The 21,420-nt window shown below is 64.5% G+C and carries 19 protein-coding genes; 13 read left to right on the top strand and 6 right to left on the bottom strand.

From position 1 onward, the window contains the following. The first annotated feature begins 1 nt into the window (after position 1). The 4 genes from ACIPUD_RS03400 to ACIPUD_RS03385 are packed head-to-tail and all read left to right on the top strand — an operon-like array spanning position 2 to position 3,651. Positions 2 to 928, top strand: coding sequence for an ABC transporter permease (locus tag ACIPUD_RS03400; RefSeq protein ID WP_446480110.1), 927 nt, complete (start codon positions 2 to 4; stop codon positions 926 to 928). Positions 929 to 939: 11 nt separating this feature from the next. Further along, positions 940 to 1,623, top strand: a complete 684-nt coding sequence (gene biuH / locus ACIPUD_RS03395) for a biuret amidohydrolase (protein WP_247777238.1) — start codon at positions 940 to 942, stop codon at positions 1,621 to 1,623. Further along, positions 1,620 to 3,152: an ABC transporter ATP-binding protein gene (locus ACIPUD_RS03390; RefSeq protein WP_446480109.1), complete on the top strand. Its 1,533-nt coding sequence runs from the start codon at positions 1,620 to 1,622 to the stop codon at positions 3,150 to 3,152. The genes biuH and ACIPUD_RS03390 overlap by 4 nt, the downstream gene beginning before the upstream one ends. A 13-nt stretch (positions 3,153 to 3,165) precedes the next feature. Beyond that, positions 3,166 to 3,651, top strand: coding sequence for a nucleoside deaminase (locus ACIPUD_RS03385; protein WP_446480108.1), 486 nt, complete (start codon positions 3,166 to 3,168; stop codon positions 3,649 to 3,651). A gap of 156 nt (positions 3,652 to 3,807) precedes the next feature. Here ACIPUD_RS03385 and ACIPUD_RS03380 read toward each other — a convergent pair whose 3' ends face one another. Then, complete coding sequence (locus tag ACIPUD_RS03380; RefSeq protein WP_446480107.1) at positions 3,808 to 4,917, bottom strand: hypothetical protein; 1,110 nt, start codon at positions 4,915 to 4,917, stop codon at positions 3,808 to 3,810. Between the two features lie 573 nt (positions 4,918 to 5,490). On the opposite strand from ACIPUD_RS03380, the gene ACIPUD_RS03375 reads away from it, so the two are divergent. The 4 genes from ACIPUD_RS03375 (at position 5,491) to ACIPUD_RS03360 (ending at position 10,196) form a co-directional block, all read left to right on the top strand. Beyond that, positions 5,491 to 7,062 (top strand): ABC transporter ATP-binding protein, encoded by a 1,572-nt coding sequence (locus ACIPUD_RS03375; RefSeq protein WP_446480106.1) that lies wholly within the window; start codon positions 5,491 to 5,493, stop codon positions 7,060 to 7,062. Then, entirely contained in the window at positions 7,046 to 8,137 is a 1,092-nt protein-coding gene (locus ACIPUD_RS03370; protein WP_446480105.1) for an ABC transporter permease, read from the top strand. Before ACIPUD_RS03375 ends, ACIPUD_RS03370 begins: the two co-directional genes overlap by 17 nt. Beyond that, a complete protein-coding gene (locus tag ACIPUD_RS03365) occupies positions 8,124 to 9,041 on the top strand; it encodes an ABC transporter permease (RefSeq protein ID WP_446480104.1) in 918 nt (305 codons plus the stop codon). Before ACIPUD_RS03370 ends, ACIPUD_RS03365 begins: the two co-directional genes overlap by 14 nt. Positions 9,042 to 9,119: 78 nt before the next feature. Beyond that, the gene (locus ACIPUD_RS03360; RefSeq protein WP_446480103.1) at positions 9,120 to 10,196 is read left to right on the top strand and encodes a BMP family ABC transporter substrate-binding protein; all 1,077 of its coding nucleotides are present in this window, start codon (positions 9,120 to 9,122) and stop codon (positions 10,194 to 10,196) included. Between the two features lie 120 nt (positions 10,197 to 10,316). Here ACIPUD_RS03360 and ACIPUD_RS03355 read toward each other — a convergent pair whose 3' ends face one another. After that, positions 10,317 to 11,666 carry an 8-oxoguanine deaminase gene (locus tag ACIPUD_RS03355; protein WP_446480102.1) on the bottom strand — a complete coding sequence of 450 codons (1,350 nt, stop codon included), beginning with the start codon at positions 11,664 to 11,666 and terminating at the stop codon, positions 10,317 to 10,319. Between the two features lie 153 nt (positions 11,667 to 11,819). Between ACIPUD_RS03355 and ACIPUD_RS03350 the strand changes: the two genes are divergently transcribed. Then, on the top strand, positions 11,820 to 12,647 hold the full coding sequence (locus ACIPUD_RS03350) for an FAD binding domain-containing protein (RefSeq protein ID WP_446480101.1): 828 nt from the start codon (positions 11,820 to 11,822) through the stop codon (positions 12,645 to 12,647). Continuing rightward, complete coding sequence (locus ACIPUD_RS03345) at positions 12,644 to 15,370, top strand: molybdopterin-dependent oxidoreductase (protein WP_446480100.1); 2,727 nt, start codon at positions 12,644 to 12,646, stop codon at positions 15,368 to 15,370. Before ACIPUD_RS03350 ends, ACIPUD_RS03345 begins: the two co-directional genes overlap by 4 nt. On the opposite strand, the gene uraD is transcribed toward ACIPUD_RS03345, so the two are convergent. The 4 genes from uraD to ACIPUD_RS03325 all read right to left on the bottom strand — a co-directional run bounded on the left by uraD (position 15,367) and on the right by ACIPUD_RS03325 (position 17,976). Continuing rightward, positions 15,367 to 16,254 carry a 2-oxo-4-hydroxy-4-carboxy-5-ureidoimidazoline decarboxylase gene (gene uraD / locus ACIPUD_RS03340; RefSeq protein ID WP_446480099.1) on the bottom strand — a complete coding sequence of 296 codons (888 nt, stop codon included), beginning with the start codon at positions 16,252 to 16,254 and terminating at the stop codon, positions 15,367 to 15,369. The genes ACIPUD_RS03345 and uraD overlap by 4 nt on opposite strands. Before the next feature lie 5 nt (positions 16,255 to 16,259). Continuing rightward, positions 16,260 to 17,195: an allantoinase PuuE gene (gene puuE / locus ACIPUD_RS03335; RefSeq protein WP_085395344.1), complete on the bottom strand. Its 936-nt coding sequence runs from the start codon at positions 17,193 to 17,195 to the stop codon at positions 16,260 to 16,262. Beyond that, a complete protein-coding gene (locus ACIPUD_RS03330; RefSeq protein ID WP_007601448.1) occupies positions 17,196 to 17,609 on the bottom strand; it encodes a DUF3830 family protein in 414 nt (137 codons plus the stop codon). Positions 17,610 to 17,697: 88 nt separating this feature from the next. After that, positions 17,698 to 17,976: a hypothetical protein gene (locus ACIPUD_RS03325; protein ID WP_085395397.1), complete on the bottom strand. Its 279-nt coding sequence runs from the start codon at positions 17,974 to 17,976 to the stop codon at positions 17,698 to 17,700. 227 nt (positions 17,977 to 18,203) lie between these two features. On the opposite strand from ACIPUD_RS03325, the gene ACIPUD_RS03320 reads away from it, so the two are divergent. The 3 genes from ACIPUD_RS03320 (at position 18,204) to ACIPUD_RS03310 (ending at position 20,940) form a co-directional block, all read left to right on the top strand. Next, a complete protein-coding gene (locus ACIPUD_RS03320) occupies positions 18,204 to 18,422 on the top strand; it encodes a hypothetical protein (RefSeq protein ID WP_007612884.1) in 219 nt (72 codons plus the stop codon). A gap of 694 nt (positions 18,423 to 19,116) precedes the next feature. Further along, the gene (locus ACIPUD_RS03315; RefSeq protein WP_085395345.1) at positions 19,117 to 20,523 is read left to right on the top strand and encodes a tyrosine-type recombinase/integrase; all 1,407 of its coding nucleotides are present in this window, start codon (positions 19,117 to 19,119) and stop codon (positions 20,521 to 20,523) included. 198 nt (positions 20,524 to 20,721) lie between these two features. Beyond that, positions 20,722 to 20,940 carry a hypothetical protein gene (locus tag ACIPUD_RS03310; protein WP_143275414.1) on the top strand — a complete coding sequence of 73 codons (219 nt, stop codon included), beginning with the start codon at positions 20,722 to 20,724 and terminating at the stop codon, positions 20,938 to 20,940. Positions 20,941 to 21,420: the final 480 nt, after the last annotated feature.

Below are 21,420 nucleotides of genomic sequence, written 5' to 3'. Positions count from 1 at the left end.
GATGGCAGACGGCTCGATCGGACTCTGGACGGTCCCGCTCGCCGTGCTCGGCGGCGCCATTCGTGTCTCGACGCCGTTCCTGTTCGTGAGCCTGGGGGAATGCATCACCGAGCGCTCCGGCCGAATCAATCTCGGCCTTGAAGGCACGCTGGTGATGGGCGCGATGAGCGCCTACGGGATTTCCTACCTCACGGGATCGCCGTGGCTCGGCGTGCTCGCCGCTGGCATCACCGGCGCGCTTCTGGGCGCCCTGCATGCCGGCATCTGCTCGTTGCCGCGCGTCAACGATATTGCGGTCGGCATCGCCTTGATGCTGTTCGGCACCGGGCTTGCTTTCTATCTCGGCAAGCCGCTGATCGAGCCCACCGCGCCGCGGCTGCCCGCGATCGATTTCGGCTGGTGGAGCGACATTCCACAGGTGCGCGCGGCACTACGGGTCAACGTGTTGTTCCTGATTGGTGTCGCGCTCGCCCCAACTCTCTACTGGGCCTTCCGGACCACGCGCTGGGGCCTCCTGATCCGCACCGCCGGCGAGAGTTCGGACGCCGCGCGTGCGATGGGCCACTCCGTGCTGCTGATCCGCTTCCGCGCGACCATGGTCGGCGGCTTCCTTGCCGGCATCGGCGGCTCCTTCCTGTCGCTGTTCTATCCCGGAAGCTGGAACGAGGGCCTGTCCTCCGGCCAGGGCATCACGGCCGTGGCGCTCGTGATCTTCGCGCGCTGGGACCCCTTGCTGTGTCTCTGGGCTTCGCTCGCCTTCGGCGGCGCCGCGGCGCTGGGCCCGGCGCTGCAATCGGTCGGCGTCACCTCCGGCTACCACCTCTTCAACGCAGCCCCCTACCTCCTGACGCTGGCGATCATGATCATCACCTGCTCGCCGAAACGCACGTTGACCGGAGCCCCGGCCGAATTGTCGATCACCCGCTAGAGAGCGAAATCATGCCCGAGCGCACCATCAAGTCCGAACCCTATGCATGGCCCTATAACGGCGATCTGCGCCCCGAGAACACCGCGCTCATCATCATCGACATGCAGACCGATTTCTGCGGCGTCGGCGGCTATGTGGACAAGATGGGCTATGATCTCTCACTGACGCGGGCGCCGATCGAGCCGATCAAGAAACTGCTGACGGCAATGCGCGCTCAAGGCTTTCACATCATCCATACCCGCGAAGGCCACCGTCCCGATCTCTCTGATCTTCCTGCCAACAAGCGCTGGCGTTCCCGGCAGATCGGCGCCGGCATCGGCGATCCCGGCCCATGCGGCCGGATCCTGGTGCGCGGCGAGCCCGGGTGGGACATCATCCCCGAGCTCGCGCCGCTGCCCGGCGAACCCATCATCGACAAACCCGGCAAGGGTTCGTTCTGCGCCACCGATCTGGAGCTGATCCTGCGCGTGCGCGGCATCGAGAACATCGTGCTCACCGGGATCACCACCGACGTTTGCGTTCACACCACCATGCGTGAGGCCAACGACCGCGGCTTCGAATGCGTGCTGTTGCATGACTGCTGCGGTGCGACCGACAAGAGCAACCACGATCACGCGCTGAAGATGATCAAGATGCAGGGCGGTGTGTTCGGTGCGGTCTCGACCGCCGACGCCTTCATCGGAGCGATTTCGTGATCGTCGGCGAAACGCCACCGCCATCGGGCGCCTTCGGCGTCGATGCCATCGCCATGACCATGCGTTTCGGCGATTTCCTGGCGCTGGACAATGTCGCGCTGAAAGTGCGGCCGGGTTCGTTCCATGCGCTGCTCGGCGAGAACGGCGCCGGCAAGTCGACGCTCGTCAAATGCATTATGGGCTATTACCACGCCACCGAGGGTGACATTCTCGTCGGCGGGCGCGAGCAGGCGATCGGCAATCCGAAGGACGCCCACGCCCTCGGCCTCGGCATGGTCTACCAGCATTTCACGCTGGTGCCCGCGATGACGGTCGCCGAAAATCTGGTGCTGGCGCGCGATGACGTGCCGGCTGTCGTGAACTGGCCGAAGGAGATGAAGGAGCTCGAGGCCTTTCTCGCGCGCATGCCGTTCAAGGTACCGCTCAGGTCAAAAGTCGCCGACATCTCCGCGGGCGAACGGCAGAAATGCGAGATCCTCAAGCAGCTCTACCTGAAGCGTCGCTTCCTGATCCTGGACGAGCCGACCTCGGTGCTGACCCCGGCGGAAGCCGACGAGGTGCTTGGCATGCTCCGCGACATGGTCGTCAAGGGCGAGCTGACCATCCTGATGATCACGCACAAGTTCCGCGAGGTCATGGCCTTCGCCGACGACGTCACAATCCTGCGCCGCGGCAAGCTCGCCGGTGCCGGCAAGGTGTCCGAACTGACGCCGGACGCCATGGCGCGCACCATGATCGGCGCCGAGGAGCTGACGCTACAGCCGCCGCGCACCGGTGAGGCCGGCAAGGCGAGGCTGGAGCTGGCGAAAATGCGCGCGCGCGACGACGCCGGCGCCATCGCCGTGCATGACGTCTCCCTTACGGTCCGTGCCGGCGAGATCGTCGGCATCGCCGGCGTCTCCGGCAACGGCCAGCGCCAGCTCGTCGAGGTGCTGGCCGGGCAGCGCGGGGCTGAGAGTGGCGAGATCCGCGTCGCCGGCGATCCCTATCACGCCAGCCGCGAGGAGATGCGGCGGCACAATATGTCACTCCTGCCGGAGGAGCCGCTGAAGAACGCCTGTGTCGGCGGCATGAGCGTCGCCGACAACATCGCCTTCCGCGAATTCGACCGCGCGCCTTTCGCTAGCCTCGGCTGGTGGCTCAACCGCGGTGCCTTCCGCGTCGACGCGCGGAAGAAGATCGCCCAGTACAAGATCAAGACCCGCACGCCCGACACGCCGATCTCGGCGCTGTCGGGCGGCAATGTCCAGCGCGCCGTACTGGCCCGTGAGCTCGGCGGCGACGTCGAGGTGCTGATCGCGGCCAATCCCTGCTTCGGGCTCGATTTCGCGGCGGTGGCGCAAATCCATGCCGAGATCATGGCCGCGCGCAACCGCGGCGCCGCGGTGCTGTTGGTCAGCGAGGACCTCGACGAACTCCTTGAACTCTCCGATCGGCTGGTGGTGATGTTCCACGGCGAATTCGTGTATGAAGCACGGACCAGCGAAGCCGATCTCACCGTGGTCGGCCGGCACATGGCGGGGCATTGACCAGGGAAGAGCGATGAGCGGCGGGTCCGAGCGTGACGAGCACTTCCTCCGCCTTTCCTTCGCGGTCGCCCGCCGTTCCCTCACGCACGGCAACCATCCCTTCGGCTGCATCGTGGTCGATGCCGAGGGCAAGGTCCTGATCGAGGCCGAGAACGGCTACATGCCGGATCACGACAGCACCGCGTATGCCGAGCGCCTCGCCGCCACGCAGGCCTGCCGCACGCTTGGCCGCGAGGTGTTGGCGAGAGCCACGCTCTATTCCTCCGCCGAGCCCTGCGCGATGTGCGCCGGCGCGATCTACTGGGCCGGCATCGGCCGTGTCGTCTATGGCCTCAGCGAGCAACGCCTGCGCGCCATCACCGGCGATCATCCGGAGAACCCGACGCTCGACCTGCCCTGCCGCGAGGTCTTTGCCAGTGGCCAGAGGCCGACAGAGGTTGCGGGGCCGCTGCTCGAAGACGAGGCCGAAGCGCTGCATGACGGCGTGTGGACGAAGTAGCAAACAAGAGCTCAACTTCATTGAGTGAGTTACGCCAGCGGACTGCGCTTCACGCAGCCGAGTGCCTATCTACCCTACTTGCCTTCCACACATGAAGATGACGCCGCGGAGGTTTGACGCGGCGCCATCGTCGTTCACCTGAAGCGTGTCAGGTGGCTAGAATTTCACAGTGACACCGGAGTAGAGCGAGGACTCGGTGCAGGAGCCTGTGCTCACCCTCGCGCCGCCGGCCAGGGTGGTGCAGGCCACGGCGTTGTTGTGATCGAGGCCGAACTTGTTCTGCCAATACCGGTAGGCGACCCAGACGTCCACGAAGTGCGAGTACTTCTCACCCCACACCGCCTTCGAGGCATCGAGGGTCAGGCGGATCGGCTCGGAGTTGAACTCGACCTTGGTGGGATAGACGCCGTTGGCGACGCTGGCGGGAAGCGGCTCAGTGTCGGTGCCCTTCTTGCCGTACCACGCCGCGCGGCCGCTGATCGAGAAATACTGCATGGTCTGCGGCAGGAAGCCGAGGTCCATATAGTAGTTGGTTTCGATCGCCCAGGTCGGCTTGAACGACGTGTTGCCGTCGGCAATACATGGAGCGGACCAGCCGGCGCCGCACTGCGAGAAGGAGTTGTGGTTGGCGAACTCCCAATACACCAGCGGCGCGACGTTGAAGTAGCCCTTGTAGGGAAGATCGAAGGCGAACTGCAGACCGGCAACGACGTCGCGCTTGGCGGCGCCGAAATACCGGTTCTCCGTGTTGGCATCCATCCCAACCTCGAACGAGATGTTATGCAGCGGGCCCTGGGTGAAGGCCTTGGTGTTGAAGATCTCGTTCCAGCCGAAGGTCGAACGGAAAAGACCGTAGATTTCTGTCGCGCCGGCACAGTTCGTCGGCGTCGCTGCGAAGCCCGCAGCCGGCGACACGACCACGCCTGTGGCGGTGCAGGGGCCTGCCGGATCGTTGTGGTCCGACTTGAACATCGAGATGGTGAAAAAGTTCGTGCCGTAAGTCCAGGCATCGAAGTGGGTGAAGGAGTACACCTGCTTCGTCGTCTTGGCGTTGATCACACCGTTGGTGTTCGTGAACGCACCGGGCTGCGAGGCATCGAAGATGTAGGAGAAGGTGACGCGGTCGTCGATCACCAGGAAGAACGGAAGGTCGGCCGCCTTCTTGGCAGCCTTGACCGGCAGATCCGCCGCCTGAGCCAGGCCACCGGTAGCAACTGTAGCAAGTGACAGCGCGCCTGCTGCAATTGCCTTGAAACGAAACGACATCCTGAATACCCCCAAGTTTGGACACGTAAAAACGAACGTCCCTTGGGTGCGACACTTGCGCCGATCTCCCGGAGCGAGAAGCCTCAACTTGTTTCAAGGCATGCCGCTTGTTTGCACAGGGCGCAGGGTTTCAACGGCGGATTTGGAAGGCCAAGCTTACCGCCACACGGTCAGGCGAGAGCGACCATTGCCGGATATTCCCGTTTGATTTCGCTCGCCTTTTCATGTCGAGCGGACGAGGCAGACAAGATGGGCGGGAGCTACTGTAGCGGTGTTCGCAAATGCATACGCGTGATGGCGCGTCTCTGCTTAACTTCACGCCAAGCCTGCATAGCGGGTTCCGATTTGGCTTGCGCCGTCACAAATTTGCAACAGGCGTCGCACGCAAGTCGGGGACTGCAAAGGCTGCTCGGCAGGCATTTGAGGACGATCGCCGCCGGCGAGAGCAGCGACTCGCCGACGCCACCTGCCTGCCGAAGCGTTGAGCAAGGGATGACGCTTTTTCACACCTTACGCGCCGGTTCAAACTAGCCCAGTATTGAGGCAATTCACCCCATGCAAGCGCATCAGCGAATGTTGGATCCCACGGCTAACAGCCTGCATTCCGGCGAGTCCCCGCTCCTCAGGACGGTCGGGCTCACCAAGCGCTATGGGGATTTCCTCGCCAACGACGCCATCGACATCGATATCTGGCCAACGGAAATCCACGCGCTGCTGGGCGAGAACGGCGCCGGCAAGTCGACGCTGGTCAAGGCGATCTACGGGCTGATCCAGCCCAGCGGCGGCCAGATTTTCTGGCGGGGCCAGCCGATCGTGCTGTCCGGCCCCTCGGAAGCGCGCAGCCGCGGCATCGGCATGGTGTTCCAGCACTTCTCGTTGTTCGACAATCTCACCGTCGCCGAGAACGTCGCGCTCGGCCTCGACGGGAAAGAATCCTTCAAGGACATGTCGGCGCGGCTTGAGCAGGTGTCGAAGACTTATGGATTGCCGCTCGATCCCAAACGCGAGGTCTGGCAATTGTCGGTCGGCGAACGCCAGCGCATTGAGATCGTTCGCGCGCTGATGCAGGATCCGCAATTCCTGATCCTTGACGAGCCCACCGCGGTGCTGACGCCACAGGAAGCCGACCAGCTCTTCGTCGTGCTGGAGCGGCTCAAGGCCGAAGGTCGCGCCATCCTTTATATCAGCCACAAGCTCGAAGAGGTGAAGCGCTTGTGCGACACGGCAACGATCCTGCGCGGCGGCAAGAAGGTGGAGACCTGCAATCCCAGGCTTGAGACCGCCGCTTCGCTGGCGCGCATGATGGTCGGCGGTGAGATCAAGGAGGTGAAGGCGGCCGCCGGCCGGCAGACCACGGTGCCGCGTCTCGTCGTCAACGACCTCTCGCTCGCCCCCGGCGAAGCGCATGGCGTGCGGCTCGAGCACATCTCGTTCGAGCTGAAAGGCGGCGAGATCCTCGGCATCGCCGGGGTCGCCGGCAACGGCCAGGACGAACTTTTCGCCGCGCTGTCCGGCGAACGCCTGTCGAGGGATCCCGGCACGATCGTCATCGAAGGCCTTGCTGCCGGCCATCTCTCGATCACGCAGCGCCGCAAGCTCGGCGCGGCATTCGTTCCCGAGGAGCGGCTCGGCCACGGCACCGCGCCGCGCATGAAGCTTTCCGAGAATGCGCTTCTCACCGGGCACGCCGCCAGCGGCATGGTCCATCACGGCTTCATCGATACTGCGGCCACCCTGAAGACGGTGGACCGCGCAACCGAGACATTCGACGTCCGCAAGGCCAAGCGCGATCCGGAAGCAGCATCCCTCTCCGGCGGCAATCTGCAGAAATTCATCGTGGGACGCGAGATCCTGCGCAATCCCGCGGTGCTGGTGGTGAGCCAGCCGACCTGGGGCGTCGACGCCGGCGCTGCCGCCGTCATCCGCCAGGCGCTGCTTGATCTCGCAACCGCAGGCGCCGCCGTGCTCGTGACCAGCCAGGACCTCGACGAGCTCGCGGAAATCGCCGACCGCATCGCCGTGATGTTCCATGGCCATCTGTCTGCGCCGCTCGCCACCAGCGAGGCGACGCGCGAAAAACTCGGCCTGTTGATGGGCGGCAGCACGCTGGAGCCGAAGGAGGCTGCGCATGCAGTTGGTGCTTGAGAAGCGCGCCGAACGCTCCAACACGATCGCGCTGATCTCGCCGCTGATCGCGATCGGCCTCACGATCGTGACCATGGTCATCCTGTTCGCGATCCTTGGCAAGAATCCGCTGCTCGCGCTGCACGCCTATTTCGTCGCGCCTTTGACCGACAGCTATTCGCTCCAGGAAATCGCGGTGAAGGCGACACCGCTGGTGATGATCGCGATCGGGCTGTCGCTCTGCTATCTCGCCAATGCCTGGAACATCGGCGCCGAAGGGCAGTTCCTGATCGGTGCAGTCGCCGGAAGCTGGATTGCGGTGAAGACGCAGGGCACCGACGCCGGTGTCTGGGTGCTGCCGGTCATGCTCGTGCTCGCCACCGCCGCAGGCGCGCTCTACGCACTGATCCCGGCAATCTGCAAGGTGAAGTTCGGCGCCAGCGAAATCCTGACCAGCCTGATGCTGGTGTATGTCGCCGATCTCTTCCTCGACTATCTCGTGCGCGGCCCCTGGCGCGATCCGCACGGTTTCAACTTCCCGACCACCGCCGAGTTCGACCCGGTCGCAACGGTGCCGCTGCTGATCGAAGGCGGCCGGCTGCATCTCGGCTCGATCATCGCCCTTCTCGTCGTCGCGGCGGTGGCGATCCTGCTCGGGCGCACCATCAAGGGATTCGAGATTCGCGTGGTCGGTGCGGCGCCGCGCGCCGCGCGGTTCGGCGGCTTCAATTCCAACCAGTTGATCATCCTGACCTTCGCCGTCTCGGGCGCGCTGGCAGGCCTCGCCGGCATCATCGAGGTTGCAGGTCCGGTCGGACATCTCCAGCCCGGCATCTCGCCGGGTTACGGTTTTACGGCGATCATCGTCGCCTTTCTCGGCCGGTTGAACCCCCTTGGAATATTAATTGCAGGCCTTTTTCTCGCGTTGACCTTTATCGGCGGCGAGCAGGCGCAGATCGCGATGAAGATCCCGTTGGACGTGACAAAGGTTTTTCAGGGCATCCTGCTGTTCTACGTGCTCGCCTGCGATTCCCTCATTCTCTACCGCTTCAAGCTGGTCTTCCCGAACCGACAGGTGGCTCGTGGAACTCATTGAAGCCATCATTCTCGCAGTGCTCGCCGCTTCGACGCCGCTCCTGATCGCGGCGACCGGCGAGCTCGTGACCGAGCGCTCCGGCGTGCTCAATCTCGGCGTCGAGGGCATGATGATCGTCGGCGCCGCATGTGGCTTTGCAGGTGCGTGGTTGACCGGCTCGATCTTTATCGGCGCACTGTTTGGCATCGTCGCCGGCACGCTGATGTCACTGGTCTTCGCACTGATGGCGCTCGGACTTGCGGTCAACCAGGTTGCAACGGGTCTTGCGCTGACCATCCTGGGCGTCGGACTCTCCGGCCTGATCGGCGCCGGTTTCGTCGGCGAGCGCATCACCCCGGCGCTGCATCTCAACATTCCCGGCCTCACGGATATTCCGCTGGTCGGCCGCATGTTGTTCGGCGAGGACGCCTTCGTCTATTTCTCGCTGGCGCTGGTCGCCGGCGTGTGGTGGTTCCTGTACCGCACGCGGCCAGGATTGATCCTGCGCGCCTGCGGCGACAATCATATCTCCGCGCATGCGCTCGGCTATCCCGTGCTGCGCATCCGCACCTTAGCGGTGATGTTCGGCGGCGCCTGCGCAGGACTTGCCGGCGCTTATCTGCCGCTCGCCTATACGCCCTTCTTCATTCCGGGCATGACCGCGGGCCGCGGCTGGATCGCGCTGGCGCTGGTGGTGTTCTCGTCCTGGCGGCCGGGCCGCCTCGTGGTCGGCGCGTATCTGTTCGGCGCGGTGACGATCCTGCAGCTGCACGCGCAGGGCTGGGGCGTCGGCATTCCCTCACAGTTGATGTCGGCGCTGCCCTACCTTGCGACCGTCATCGTCCTGGTCCTGCTCTCCCGCGCGCGCACGGGTGGATCGACCGCACCGGCTGCGCTTGGCACCGTGTTCGTGCCGGACCGCTAGCGTTTCATTTCCGCACCGTGCGCGATGGGGCGCGCACGTTGCGGATCGTGGCTTTCCCCTGATGTTTGGAGATTGATGATGAGGAAATCACTTCTTGCGCTGGCCGCCGGGCTCTTGCTTGCCGGGAGCGTCGGTGCAGCCTCCGCCGCCGACAAGCTGAAAGTCGGATTTATCTACCTCGGCCCGGTCGGTGACCTCGGCTGGACCTATCAGCATGAGCTGGCACGCCAGGCGCTGGTGAAGGAGCTCGGCGACAAGATCGAGACCACCTTTCTCGAAAACGTGCCTGAAGGCCCCGACGCCGAGCGCTCCATCGAGCAGCTCGTCCGCGCCGGCAACAAGCTGATCTTCACCACCTCGTTCGGCTACATGGATCCGACGCTGAAGGTCGCGAAGAAATATCCGAACGTGCATTTCGAGCACGCGACCGGATACAAGCGCAACCCGAACATGTCGACTTATTCGGCCAAATGGTACCAGGGCCGCTACATCCAGGGCCTGATCGCGGCCAAGATGTCGAAGTCCGGCGTGCTCGGCTATATCGGCTCGTTCCCGATTCCCGAGGTCGTCTCCGGCATCAACGCGACGATCCTCGCCGCACAGACCATCAACCCCAACATCAAGGTCAAGATCATCTGGGCCAACACCTGGTTCGACCCGGGCAAGGAGGCCGACGCCGCCAAGGCGCTGATCGACCAGGGCGCCGACATCATCATGCAACACACGGATTCGCCGGCGGCAATGCAGATCGCCAGCGAACGCGGCAAGCTCGCCTTCGGCCAGGATTCCGAGATGATCAAGTTCGGGCCGAAGACCCAGCTGACCTCGATCCTCGATACCTGGGGTCCCTACTACATCGCCCGCGTCAAGGCCGAGCTCGACGGAACCTGGAAATCCGAGGACAGCTGGGGCGGCCTCGACAGTCACATGTTCGCCATGGCTCCCTACACCAACATGCCTGACGACGTGAAGAAGATCGCCGAGGATGCCCAGGCCGCGATCACCGCGGGCAAGCTGCATCCGTTCAAGTGCCCGGTCCTTGGGCAGGACGGCAAGCCGATCGAGTGCAAGGGCGGCGCCAATCTCGACGACGGCCAGATCCTCGGCATGAATTTCTACGTCAAAGGCATCGACGACAAGCTGCCGGGCAAGTAGCACGCTTCTTGCATCGCCCAAATCACCTGCTCCTCCCGGAGGAGGTTCGGAGGGGGTGGCCAGAAGCACCCGGCACTTGTGGTCGCCCCCTCTTTCTATCTTCCTATCTTCGCCTGGATATTATCCCGCCTGCATGGCCCGCGCCGCCGAACTGTGGCGGTGGATGAGGTCTGCCACATCAAGACCGGGGATCGCGCCATCGATCACGGCCCATTTTCCCGCCACCATCACCCTGTCGGCCCGATGCGCGCCGCACAGCACCAGTGCGGCCAAGGGATCGCCATGGCCGGAGAAGCGCAGCTCGTCGAGCCTGAACAGCGCGAGATCTGCCGCCTTCCCGACGGCGATCTCGCCGAGTTCCGGCCGGCCGACGCAGGCCGCCGAGCCCTTGGTGGCCCAGCGCAGCGCATCCTTGTGACTGACCTTCGTCACCCCGTAGCGCGCCCGTTGCAGCAGGAACGCGGCCCGCACCTCCTGCATCAGGTTCGATCCGTCGTTCGAGGCCGAGCCATCGACGCCGATGCCGATGCCGACACCAGCCTCCTCCATCTCGCAGACGGGACAGCAGCCGGAGGCCAGGAGTTGGTTGCTGCAGGCGCAATGACTGATCGTCGTCTTCGCCCTGCCGAGCCGCTTCATCTCTTCTGCATTGAAGAAGATGCCATGGGCGAGCCACGTCCGCGCATTGAGCCAGCCGCATTGTTCGAGATATTCGAGCGGACGGCAGCCATACATCTCCTGGCAGAACCTGTTCTCGTCCTCGGTCTCGGCAAGATGGGTATGCAGGCGCACGTCGAGCTTGTCGGCCAGATCGGCGGTGGCGCGCATCAGGGACGTCGACACCGAGAAGGGCGAGCAAGGGGCGAGCGCGATCTGCACCATCGCATCCGCGCCGCGCTGGTGGTGCCTGGCGACCACGCGCGCGCTGTCCGCGAGGATGGTGTCCTCATCCTGCACGACCCTATCGGGCGGCAGACCGCCGTCGCGCTGCGACAGGTTCATCGAGCCGCGCGTGAGCAGCACACGCACGCCCAGCCGCCTGGCCACCGCCACCTCGATATCGACGGCGTCTTCGAGCCCTGCCGGAAATACGTAGTGATGATCCGTCGTAGTGGTGCAGCCCGACAGCAGCAGTTCGGCCATCGCCACCGTGACAGCGAGCTCGAGCGCAGCAGGCGTCAGCTTCGCCCACACCGGATAGAGCGCCTGGAGCCAGGGAAACAGCTCGCGGTCCATCGCCGCGGGTAGCGCCCGCGTCAGCGTCTGGTAAAAATGGTGATGGGTGTTGATGAGGCCGGGCAGCACGACGTGGTCGCCAGCATCGAACACCGCGACGTCAGCGGTTGCGGGCGCACCGCCGGCCGGCACCAGCTCGACAATTCGGCCGTCCCGCACCACGACGCCGCGCTCGGCGCCATCGGCGAGGATAGCCAGGGGATCCCTGATCCAGATCGGCTTTGCGTCGCTCATGAATCTGCTCCTCCTCACATCCGCTCCCGGCAGGCCTGCAAGGCAGGGGCCGGCCCGATTGCGCTTTTGCTGCGACTTGTTGTTGCGACTTGGCGCTCGTCTTGCAAGACTTTCTCCCGGCTCGATTCACTCGTTGGAAGCGTTGGCGTCGCCATGGACTTGAATACCATCACAGCGGTCGCCCATCCGCAAACGCGCGCGCAGCTGCCCGTTTGGACGCCAGGTGATGCTTGGCTCGCGGGCGGCACCTGGCTGTTCTCGGAGCCGCAAGTTCACCTGACTCGGCTCATCGATCTCGCCGACCTCAAATGGCCGGCGCTGACGGTCACCGAGAGCCATTTCAGCATCGCGGCCACCTGCACCGTTGCGCAGCTCGATGGATTCGCCTGCCCACCCGACTGGTTCGCGGCACCGCTGATCAACCAGTGCTGCCGCGCCTTCCTTGCTTCGTTCAAGATCTGGAAGACGGCGACCGTCGGCGGCAATCTCTGCATGTCGCTGCCGGCGGGACCGATGATCTCGCTCACCGCGGCGCTAGAGGGCGTCTGCACCATCTGGAAGGCCGGCGGCGGCGAACAGATGATGCGCGTCATCGACTTCGTCACCGGCAACCAGCGTAACCTTCTGGCGCCGGGGGATCTGCTCCGGCAGATCGATATTCCGATCGCCGCGCTGAAGCGTCGTACGGCCTTCCGCCAGATCTCGCTGGCGCCGCTCGGCCGCTCGGCGGCGCTCCTGATCGGCAGTCTGGATGCCGATGGCACGCTGACGCTCACGGTCACCGCGTCGACGGTGCGGCCGATCCGGTTGTCCTTTCGCGAGGCCCCCGACACGAAAGCACTTCGCGACGCCATCGCGCAGCAGATTACGGACGATCTGTACCACACCGACATCCACGGCAAGCCGCTCTGGCGCAAGCACATGACATTGCGGCTTGCCGAAGAGATTCGCGACGAACTCCTCGGAGCACCGTCGTCATGAGCTTCGAGGTCAATGGCACGACGTTTCCGCAGGAGCCACGCGCCGGCCAGTGCCTGCGCACGTTCCTGCGCGAGCTCGGCCATTTCGGCGTGAAGAAGGGCTGCGACGCCGGCGATTGCGGCGCCTGCACCGTGCTGCTGGACGGCGAACCGGTGCATAGCTGCCTGATCCCAGCCTTCCGCGCCGAAGGTCACGCCGTCACCACGATCGAAGGTCTGGGCGGAGACGGCGGCGCGCACCCGATGCAGCAGGCTTTCCTCGATGCGCAGGGCTTTCAATGCGGCTTCTGCACCGCCGGCATGATCCTGACCTGCGCCTCGCTGAACCAGGCGCAGCGCACCGATCTTGGCGTCGCGCTGAAGGGCAATATCTGCCGCTGCACCGGCTATCGCGCGATCGAGGACGCGTTGCTCGGCAAGACCAACATCGAGGAGAGCGTCGAGGCCGGCGCCGCATTCGGCCGCAGCCTGCCGGCGCCAGCTGGCCCCGATGTCGTGCGCGGCAAGGCGCGCTACACGTTCGACACGCAGATTGACGGCCTGCTGCATATCAAGCTGCTCCGTTCGCCCCACGCCCACGCGAGAATCGTCGCGATCGACAAGTCGGACGCGCTGGGCGTTCCCGGCGTGCAGGCGGTGCTGACGCATGAGGATGCGCCTACGATCCTGCTCTCGACCGCGCGGCATGAGAAGGACTGGATGGATCCCGAGGACACTCGTGTTCTCGACGAAATCGTCCGCTTCATCGGCCAGAAGGTTGCCGCCGTCGTCGCAGACAGCGAAGCCGCCGCCGAGGACGCTTGCCGCCGGTTGAAGGTCGACTACGAGGTCCTCCCCGCGCTGATCGACCCTGAAATAGCAATGGCGCCCGGCGCACCCATTATTCATCCCGACCGCACCACCGCGAACCGCGTCGCCGACGCCCAGCGCAACCTCGCCGCGGAGACGCATGGCGAATTCGGCGACGTGGCGGCTGCGCTCGCGACATCTGCCGTCACTTTCGAGGGCACCTTCCATAGTCACCGTGTGCAGCATGCCGCTTTGGAAACCCACGGCGGCCTCGCCTGGCTCGACGCTTCCGGCGTGCTCAATGTCCGCACCTCGACGCAGGTGCCGTTCCTGACCAGGCGCGCGCTGTCTGATATCTTCGAGCTTCCCATGGACAAGGTCCGCGTCTTCTGCGAGCGCGTCGGCGGCGGCTTTGGCGGCAAGCAGGAGATGTTCGTCGAGGACATTCTGGCGCTCGCCGCGCTCAAGACCGAGCGGCCGGTGAAGCTGGAGCTCACGCGCGAGGAGCAGTTCATCGCAACCTCGACGCGGCACCCGATGCGGGTCCACGTCAAGGCCGGTGCCGACGCGGACGGCAAGCTCACCGCGCTTCAGCTCGACGTGCTCTCCAACACCGGCGCCTACGGCAATCATGCCGGCCCCGTGATGTTCCACTCGCTGGCGGAATCCATCAGCGTCTACAATTGCCCGAACAAGCGGGTCAACGGCTACGCGGTCTACACCAATACAGTGCCGGCAGGCGCGTTTCGTGGTTACGGCTTGCCGCAAACACTGATCGCGGTCGAGGCCGCGATCGACGAACTGGCCAAGCAGCTTGGCATCAGCCCTTACGAGATGCGGCGGCGCAACGTCGTCAAGCCGGGCGACCCCATGGTGTCGCCACCGCCATCGGAATTTCACGACGTGCTCTACGGCTCCTACGGGCTCGACCAGTGCCTCGACCTCGTCGAGCGCGCGATGCAGGCTGATGGCCCGCAGCCGGACCTGTCGCCGGAGTGGCTGATCGGCGACGGCGTCGCGCTCACCATGATCGACACGGTACCCCCGGCGGGCCATCTCGCGGATGCGAGGATCGCACTCAACGAGGACGGCGGCTTCGACCTCACCGTCGGCACCGCCGAATTCGGCAACGGCACCAGCACCGTGCACCGGCAGATCGCGGCGACCACGCTTGCGACCACCGTCGACCGGATCCGCCTGCTCCAGTCCGACACCGCCCATGGCGGCCACGACACCGGCGGCTATGGCAGCGCCGGCATGTTCGTCGCCGGGAAGGCGACGCATGCGGCAGCCGTGCAGCTCGCAACCGAGCTGAAGGCGGCCGCCGCCGGCGCATGGCTCTGCGACGTCGGCAGCTGCACGCTCGAGAGCGAGGCCGTCGTCAGTGGCGTACGGCGCATGTCCTTTGTCGAGTTGGCAAAGCTCGCGCGCGAGCGCGGACAGCCGTTCGCAGGCGCCGGCAATTCCGGCGGCACGCCGCGTTCGGTCGGCTTCAACGTGCAGGGCTTTCGCGTCGCCGTGAACAAGGGCACCGGCGAGCTCCGGATTCTCAGGAGCGTGCATGCGGCGGACGCCGGCGTCGTCGCCAATCCCATGCAATGCCGCGGCCAGGTCGAAGGCGGTGTCGCGCAGGCGCTCGGTGCCGCGCTCTACGAGGAGATGGTGATCGACGCGGACGGCCGCGTCGCCAACCCCAAATTCCGCGACTATCACCTGCCCTCTTTCGCCGATGTCCCCCGCACCGAGGTCCTCTTCGCCGAGACCTCCGACACGATCGGCCCGCTGGGGGCGAAGTCGATGAGCGAGAGTCCGTACAATCCGGTCGCCGCCGCCCTCGGCAACGCGATTGCCGATGCCACCGGCATCCGCTTCACTGCGCCGCCCTACAAGCCGGACCGGCTGTTTCCGGCGCTGCACGAGAAGTTCGGCAATTAACTGCCGCGATAGGTTGAATAGCTCCACGGCGTGACGAGCAGCGGCACGTGGTAGTGGCTTTCCGGCTCGCTGATCGCAAAGCGTAGCGGGATCTCGTCGAGGAACGGCGGTTCGGTGAGCTGCACGTTGCGCTCGGCGTAATATTTGGCGACGCTAAACCGGAGCTCGTAGCGGCCGATCGGCAGCGGCCGGCCGCCGATCAGCGGCTGGTCGGTGCGGCCGTCCGCATTGGTCACCGCGCGCGCTATCACGCGGCTCTCGCCGAGATTCGCGAGCTCGACCAGCTCGACCGGAATGCCCGGTGCGGGCTTGCCGGCGTGGTTGTCCAGCACATGGGTCGAGAGCCGGCCGTGGACCTTGAGTTTGTCATCGGCTGCGACGAGTTGATCGAGCCGCAACGCCGAGATACGGCCGATCTCCTCGATCGCACGTCGCGTCTCGGTCTTGGCGATATTGCGCAATCGCGTCTCGAAATCGCGCAGCACGGAATCCCTGGTGTGACGGCGCACGCAGACGATATAGGGGATGTCGAACTTGTCGCGATAGGCATTGTTGACGCGCTCGAACGCCGCGTATTCGGCCTCCGACAGCCGGTCGAGGCCGGCGCTGTTCTGCTCGTCGGTCGATTCCGCGGTAAGCCCCGCCGCGCGCTGGGTCTTGTTGGCGAGGTCCGGATGCGCCCGGATCAACGCCAATTGCACCTCGGGTTCGGCACTCTGGATCGCCGCCATCAGCGCGGCGTGCAACTGGTTGATGCCGGCGAACGGTCGCTTCGCGGCCAGTTGACCGGCGATCCACGGCGAATATTCAACGACGTTGGCGAGCGCGGCAACGAAATCGGCTTCATCGGCGGCATTGAGATCAGACAGCGATATCTGCGACATCGTCCTCACCCGATCTCGAATGCGTCGGCCGCAAGGTGCGCGAGCTTGTCGTGCCAATGCTGGGCGATCTGCAATCGCGTCGGCACCCAGACGCGCTCGTGCTTGCCGATGTAGTCGAGGAAGCGGATCAGCCCCGCCGCGCGGCCGGGGCGACCGGCGAGACGACAGTGCAGGCCGACCGACATCATCTTCGGCGCGCTCTCGCCTTCGGCATAGAGCACGTCGAAGGCATCCTTCAGATAGGTGAAGAACTGCTCGCCTTCGGCAAAGCCTTGCGGATTGATGAAGCGCATGTCGTTGGCGTCGAGCGTATAGGGAATGACGAGCTGCTTACCGCTGGCGCCCTTGACCCAATAGGGCAGATCGTCGGCGTAGGAATCGCTGAGATAGAGGAAGCCGCCCTCCTCCATCAACAGACGGTTGGTGTTGATCGAGGAGCGCCCGGTGTACCAGCCGAGCGGCCGCGAGCCGGTCGCCGCGGTGTGGACGCGGATCGCTTCCGCGATCTCCGCGCGCTCCTGCGCCTCGGTCATGTCCTTGTGCTCGATCCACTTCAGGCTGTGGCTGGCGATGTCCCAGCCCGCTTCCTTCATGGCAGCTACGATTTCCGGATTGCGCTTCAGCGCTGTGGCGATGCCGAACACGGTCGTCGGCCACTTCCGCTCGCTGAACATCCGCCACAGCCGCCAGAAGCCGGCGCGCGAGCCATATTCGAACATCGATTCGATATTGGCGTGGCGCTGGCCGGGCCAAGGCTGTGCGCCGAGCACGTCGGACAGAAACGCTTCCGAGGCCGGGTCGCCATGCAGGATGTTGTTTTCGCCGCCCTCCTCGAAATTAACGACGAACTGCACCGCGACCCGCGCATTGCCGGGCCATTGCGGGTGCGGCGGGTTGCGGCCGTAACCGCGGAGATCGCGCGGGTAGCGGGTACCAGTCACTCAGACTTCCTCGAAGCGGATCGGCAGCGCGCCCTTCCACAGCACGCTCTTGCCGAGCGTCGCCAGATTCTCCAAGCCGGAGGTCAACGTGATGAAATGGTTGCCGGCGAGCTGGCCCATCTTGCTCGCGAAGTGCACGCCGCCATAGGCCATCAGGATCTCGGTCTCGCTGATGCCGCCGGGATAGAGGATGATCTGGCCGGGCGCGGGATAACTGGTATGGTTCTCGTAACCGACACCGAAGTCCAAGTCGCCGAGCGGCATCCACACCCCCTCGCCGCTCCAGCGCACGTGGATGATGTGGCTTTCGAACGGCAGCGCCTTGCGGAACGCGGCGACAGTCTTGGGCGCCGCTTGCTCCTCGAAACGGGCATCGAAGGTGAAGTCGCCGGCGCGGATAACGAGTTTGGTCATCTCATCTCTCTGGATCGGGGCGGTGGCCCCACGGGGAATTTTCAGGCAAAGAGCACTCCGTCGGGCTTCGCGCAAGGGGCGCGGCCCGTTACCTGCGGTCGTAGGACCAGCCGAAAACGCCACTCCGCCGCGTCTCGGGCTCCGGCTCGGCGGCGGGCTGCGGCGCCTCCCTCAGTTCCGCCTGCGGCGACGGAGGCGGCACAGGCAAATTCTCGCATTTCATGGAGTAGACCAGCTTGCCGTCCGCGGTCCGCCCGATCGGCGCGCAGGGGTCCGGATGCGCCGCCGATGTTTTTGGGGACAGCTTGACCTGCGCCACGGCCGGCGAGGCGATCAGCAGAAGGACCAGCAGATATTTCGACATCATTGTCGCCTGAAAACCAGATTTGGCCCATTGAACCGGATTGGAGCGGGCAAGTCCACCGGTGCCACCAGTCGCGATTGCCGAATATTTAGCCGAGGCTAGAAAATTGGCTCGCCCCAATGTGATGTCGCGGGCGGTGATATCGGCCGGGCGCGTCGCCATGTCAGCCGCGACGGCGACACACAAAACACACATCTCACAGCCGGGCGTCGTCATGGGAGAAAGAAACAATGCAAAAGACTTTCATCATTCTCGGCGCGACGCTGATTGCCGCCGCCACCATCCAGACTGCCGCGGCGAACGACCGCCGTCATGTCCGCAAGGCGCAACCCCATCCCATCACCCAGTCGGTGCGCGACTCCAACGCCGCGCTCTGGCCGTCGCAGCCGACCGGGCCCGACTGGTCGCGCTATTCCAACGGCGCGATGTCTGCACCAGCGGGACGGTGATGCCGGAAGCCTAGCGCGATCAGCGAAACTGCCTCCACGTCGTCATTGCGAGGAGCCCTTGCGACGAAGCAATCCAGACATTTTCCAGAGATGCATTTCTGGATTGCTTCGCTGCGCTCGCACGGAGTGTGAGGCGGCAGCGCCAGTCCAATCGCAGACACGTCTTCGCGTTCTCGCGGCTGATTTCGCCCGAGCTTTGCTTCGTCGCTTCACCCTCTTGTCCAAGAGGGCGCAGGGAAGGCCGGGTGCCGGCTGGCGCCCGCGGTCCGCTGCGCGAAAATGTAGCGCAAGGAAACCGCACAGCAGCATACAGGTGTAGCCAATCACTCGGCCTTCCCTGCGCGATGGTTGGACGGCTTATGCCGTGCTCTCCCGGGAGCCGAGTTCTCTCTGGCCTCCCTCACTCCAGCGAAAGTCACCGGCACCGCGCCGATTGACGCGGATGCCGCATTCGCCAGGGCTTGACCGTAGCAACGACGGCCAGGACCACACGTCTATATTTTGGCATTCGGTGAAACACGCCGAACTAAAAAAAGACTTTAAAACAAGCGCTTTTCGACTACCCTGATGCAGGCTGTTTCAGCGGGCTTCACCAAAATAGGGGCCCGGCCCTAAGCCTTTCAGCGTCCGCACGACAAACTGAAAGCCTTCAAGCCGAGCCCTTTGGTCCCAAGCCTTAGGAGCCGAAAACCACATGGATAGTAGCATCGCCCCCTCCCCCGCCGGCAAGCGCGGCCGCAACAGCAGCGTCATCCTGACCGACCGCCTGTGCGAGAAGCGGGTCGCCAAGCGGACCAAGCTCTACGACCGGAAGTGCCCTGGTCTCTACGTCAGCATCACCACGGCGGGCGTCGCGACCTTCTCGTTCAAGTTCACTGACCGGCAGACCGGCAAGCAGCGCACCGGCTGGCTCGGCGTCTACAATCCCGAGACCTTCACCGTCGAGGACGCCCGCGGCACCGTTTACGGCCTCAGGGGACTGGGTACCGATGCCCTCGCCGAGACCTTCCGCGACCAGAAGGCCGCAAAGGCGAGGCGGGGCAAGACCGTCGCCGAAATCATCGAGGAGCGGATTGACTGGATGAAGACGCCGGTCAAGAAGCCCGATGGCGAGATGCGGCCCCGGCTGGAGGCTTGGGAAAATACGGCGAGCCACCTGCGCCGGTTTCTCGGTGCGAGGCTTGGCAAAACACTCGCGAGAGACGTCACGAAGCATGACATCGCGACACTCTCGAATGACATCGTCGCAGGGAAGTTCGGCAAGCCGTCGGTCAGCAACGCACGTCACATGCGCAAGGCGGCCTCGGGGCTGTTCAACTGGGCGGCTGAAGCAGGCCGCGACTATGTGACCGGCAGTCCTTGCATCAACCTGCCGAAGCTCGATCCCGAGCATCCGCGCACCCGCGTCCTGTCCGAGGACGAGGTCCGCACGTTTTGGCATGGCCTCGACCGCGATGATCTGCCCTATGACCGCCGCACCCGCCTCGCGCTCAAGTTCGAGCTGGTGACCATGCTGCGATCACGCGAATTGCTCGGTGCGCATCGGGACGAGCTGTTTGACCTCGACGGCGACAACCCGCGTTTCGACGTCCCCCTCAGGCGGGTGAAGAAGCGGCGGGTGATCCAGCAGCCGTTGTCGGATCTGGCTCTCGAGATCATCAAGGAGGCGGTGACCTCGGATGATCAGCAGTTCGTATTTGAGAGCCCCATATACAAGGGCCAGCCGATCCACCGCAAAGCGATGGCCGACGCGCTGCGCGGCACGAAGCACGAGAATAACAAGGACAAAACCAAGACCGCGGGCCTTTGCGAGCTGCTCGGCCTCCAGCCGTTCACACCACATGACCTCCGCCGAACAGCCGCAACCATCGCCGGCGATCTCGGTTTCGACGATGCGTGGATCGCGAAATGTTTGGATCATGCCGCCAGCAAGAAGGCCGACGTCGTGGTGCCGACCGTCACCGGCAAGGTTTACAATCACAGTAAGCGGATGAAAGAGAAGCGCGCCGTGCTGGACGGCGTGGCGGCAGAGTTGCGGCGGATTGCCAGTCAGCCTCTCGCGAAGGACGGGCAACGTCAGGAGCTTCGCCTTATGGCCTGACGGATTGCTATGAGACCGCGAGAGCGTCGCGGATCGCCACCAACGACCGCTCGGCGAGGTCTGCCCCGGCGCTGCGACTGGGGGCTGAAAGAGAGCGCCGGCGCCGCCGCCTCTCCGCCGCCGAACAGCTATTGGAGGTAGGACATCCGTCGGCGGGCCGCGAAACCTCGATGCTGCTCTCCCTGACGCGTTCCCGCAATGCAGTTTGTGCCACCGGGTCGTACCAAAAACGGAAAGCCCATTGCCGATAATGGAGTCGCTGGGATCGGTGTGATTCTTAAAGCGCTGAACCATGGTATGTTCGCGAATCAATCGAAGGAGGCCGTCATGCTGTTCGATCGTCTCTTCGCAATTCTTGTTGTGGTGTCGGTTCTGTTTTCGGGCGCCCTCATCGGCGTCGTGCTAATTGCGTTGTGACGCGCTCGCGGTCTCTCTGGCGGCCTTATCAAGTCGCCGTCCACTCCAAAAACATCGCCAGTAGGGTTGGCGCGGCATTCGGTTGGGCTCCCTCGTTTTGAAGCTTGTTCTCCAGCTCCAGACCCCTATAGCAGAGCGTAGCAATTTCGGTCCGCGCCGCGCGGGAAATCTGTCAAAGAAACGAGAGGCTGGTCCCCCGCCCTCATCGCTGTCAGGGGCGGATGCCGGCGGCCGACTGCGCTGAGTAGGATCTACGAGGTGGCGCAGCCAGCGCCGGTCCTGCCCGACACCGCTCTTTATGCGGGGCCAGGGACGGAATTAACATGTGCCTTTCAGCCCCGGGTAAGCCTTGCTTTCACGGGGGCAGCGAGATGGGCTCAGCAGAACTCCCCTCTATCTCACAATGCAAAACTTTCGCGTTGAAAGCCAAAGAGCTCGATGCCGATCCAGCGAATTCGGCGCGTCGTTCCGCAGTCCTGC

The organism is Bradyrhizobium sp. CAR08 (assembly GCF_052871955.1).
This window is presented reverse-complemented; position numbering and strand designations above follow the sequence as displayed.

What these genes read in the sequence shown, in the direction of transcription:
- ACIPUD_RS03400 (WP_446480110.1), top strand. Translation starts at nt 2, where the DNA reads ATGGCAGACGGCTCGATCGGACTCTGGACGGTCCCGCTCGCCGTGCTC.
- biuH (WP_247777238.1), top strand. Translation starts at nt 940, where the DNA reads ATGCCCGAGCGCACCATCAAGTCCGAACCCTATGCATGGCCCTATAAC.
- ACIPUD_RS03385 (WP_446480108.1), top strand. Translation starts at nt 3,166, where the DNA reads ATGAGCGGCGGGTCCGAGCGTGACGAGCACTTCCTCCGCCTTTCCTTC.
- ACIPUD_RS03380 (WP_446480107.1), bottom strand. Translation starts at nt 4,917, where the DNA reads ATGTCGTTTCGTTTCAAGGCAATTGCAGCAGGCGCGCTGTCACTTGCT.
- ACIPUD_RS03375 (WP_446480106.1), top strand. Translation starts at nt 5,491, where the DNA reads ATGTTGGATCCCACGGCTAACAGCCTGCATTCCGGCGAGTCCCCGCTC.
- ACIPUD_RS03370 (WP_446480105.1), top strand. Translation starts at nt 7,046, where the DNA reads ATGCAGTTGGTGCTTGAGAAGCGCGCCGAACGCTCCAACACGATCGCG.
- ACIPUD_RS03360 (WP_446480103.1), top strand. Translation starts at nt 9,120, where the DNA reads ATGAGGAAATCACTTCTTGCGCTGGCCGCCGGGCTCTTGCTTGCCGGG.
- ACIPUD_RS03355 (WP_446480102.1), bottom strand. Translation starts at nt 11,666, where the DNA reads ATGAGCGACGCAAAGCCGATCTGGATCAGGGATCCCCTGGCTATCCTC.
- ACIPUD_RS03350 (WP_446480101.1), top strand. Translation starts at nt 11,820, where the DNA reads ATGGACTTGAATACCATCACAGCGGTCGCCCATCCGCAAACGCGCGCG.
- ACIPUD_RS03345 (WP_446480100.1), top strand. Translation starts at nt 12,644, where the DNA reads ATGAGCTTCGAGGTCAATGGCACGACGTTTCCGCAGGAGCCACGCGCC.
- uraD (WP_446480099.1), bottom strand. Translation starts at nt 16,254, where the DNA reads ATGTCGCAGATATCGCTGTCTGATCTCAATGCCGCCGATGAAGCCGAT.
- ACIPUD_RS03330 (WP_007601448.1), bottom strand. Translation starts at nt 17,609, where the DNA reads ATGACCAAACTCGTTATCCGCGCCGGCGACTTCACCTTCGATGCCCGT.
- ACIPUD_RS03325 (WP_085395397.1), bottom strand. Translation starts at nt 17,976, where the DNA reads ATGATGTCGAAATATCTGCTGGTCCTTCTGCTGATCGCCTCGCCGGCC.
- ACIPUD_RS03320 (WP_007612884.1), top strand. Translation starts at nt 18,204, where the DNA reads ATGCAAAAGACTTTCATCATTCTCGGCGCGACGCTGATTGCCGCCGCC.
- ACIPUD_RS03315 (WP_085395345.1), top strand. Translation starts at nt 19,117, where the DNA reads ATGGATAGTAGCATCGCCCCCTCCCCCGCCGGCAAGCGCGGCCGCAAC.
- ACIPUD_RS03310 (WP_143275414.1), top strand. Translation starts at nt 20,722, where the DNA reads ATGCAGTTTGTGCCACCGGGTCGTACCAAAAACGGAAAGCCCATTGCC.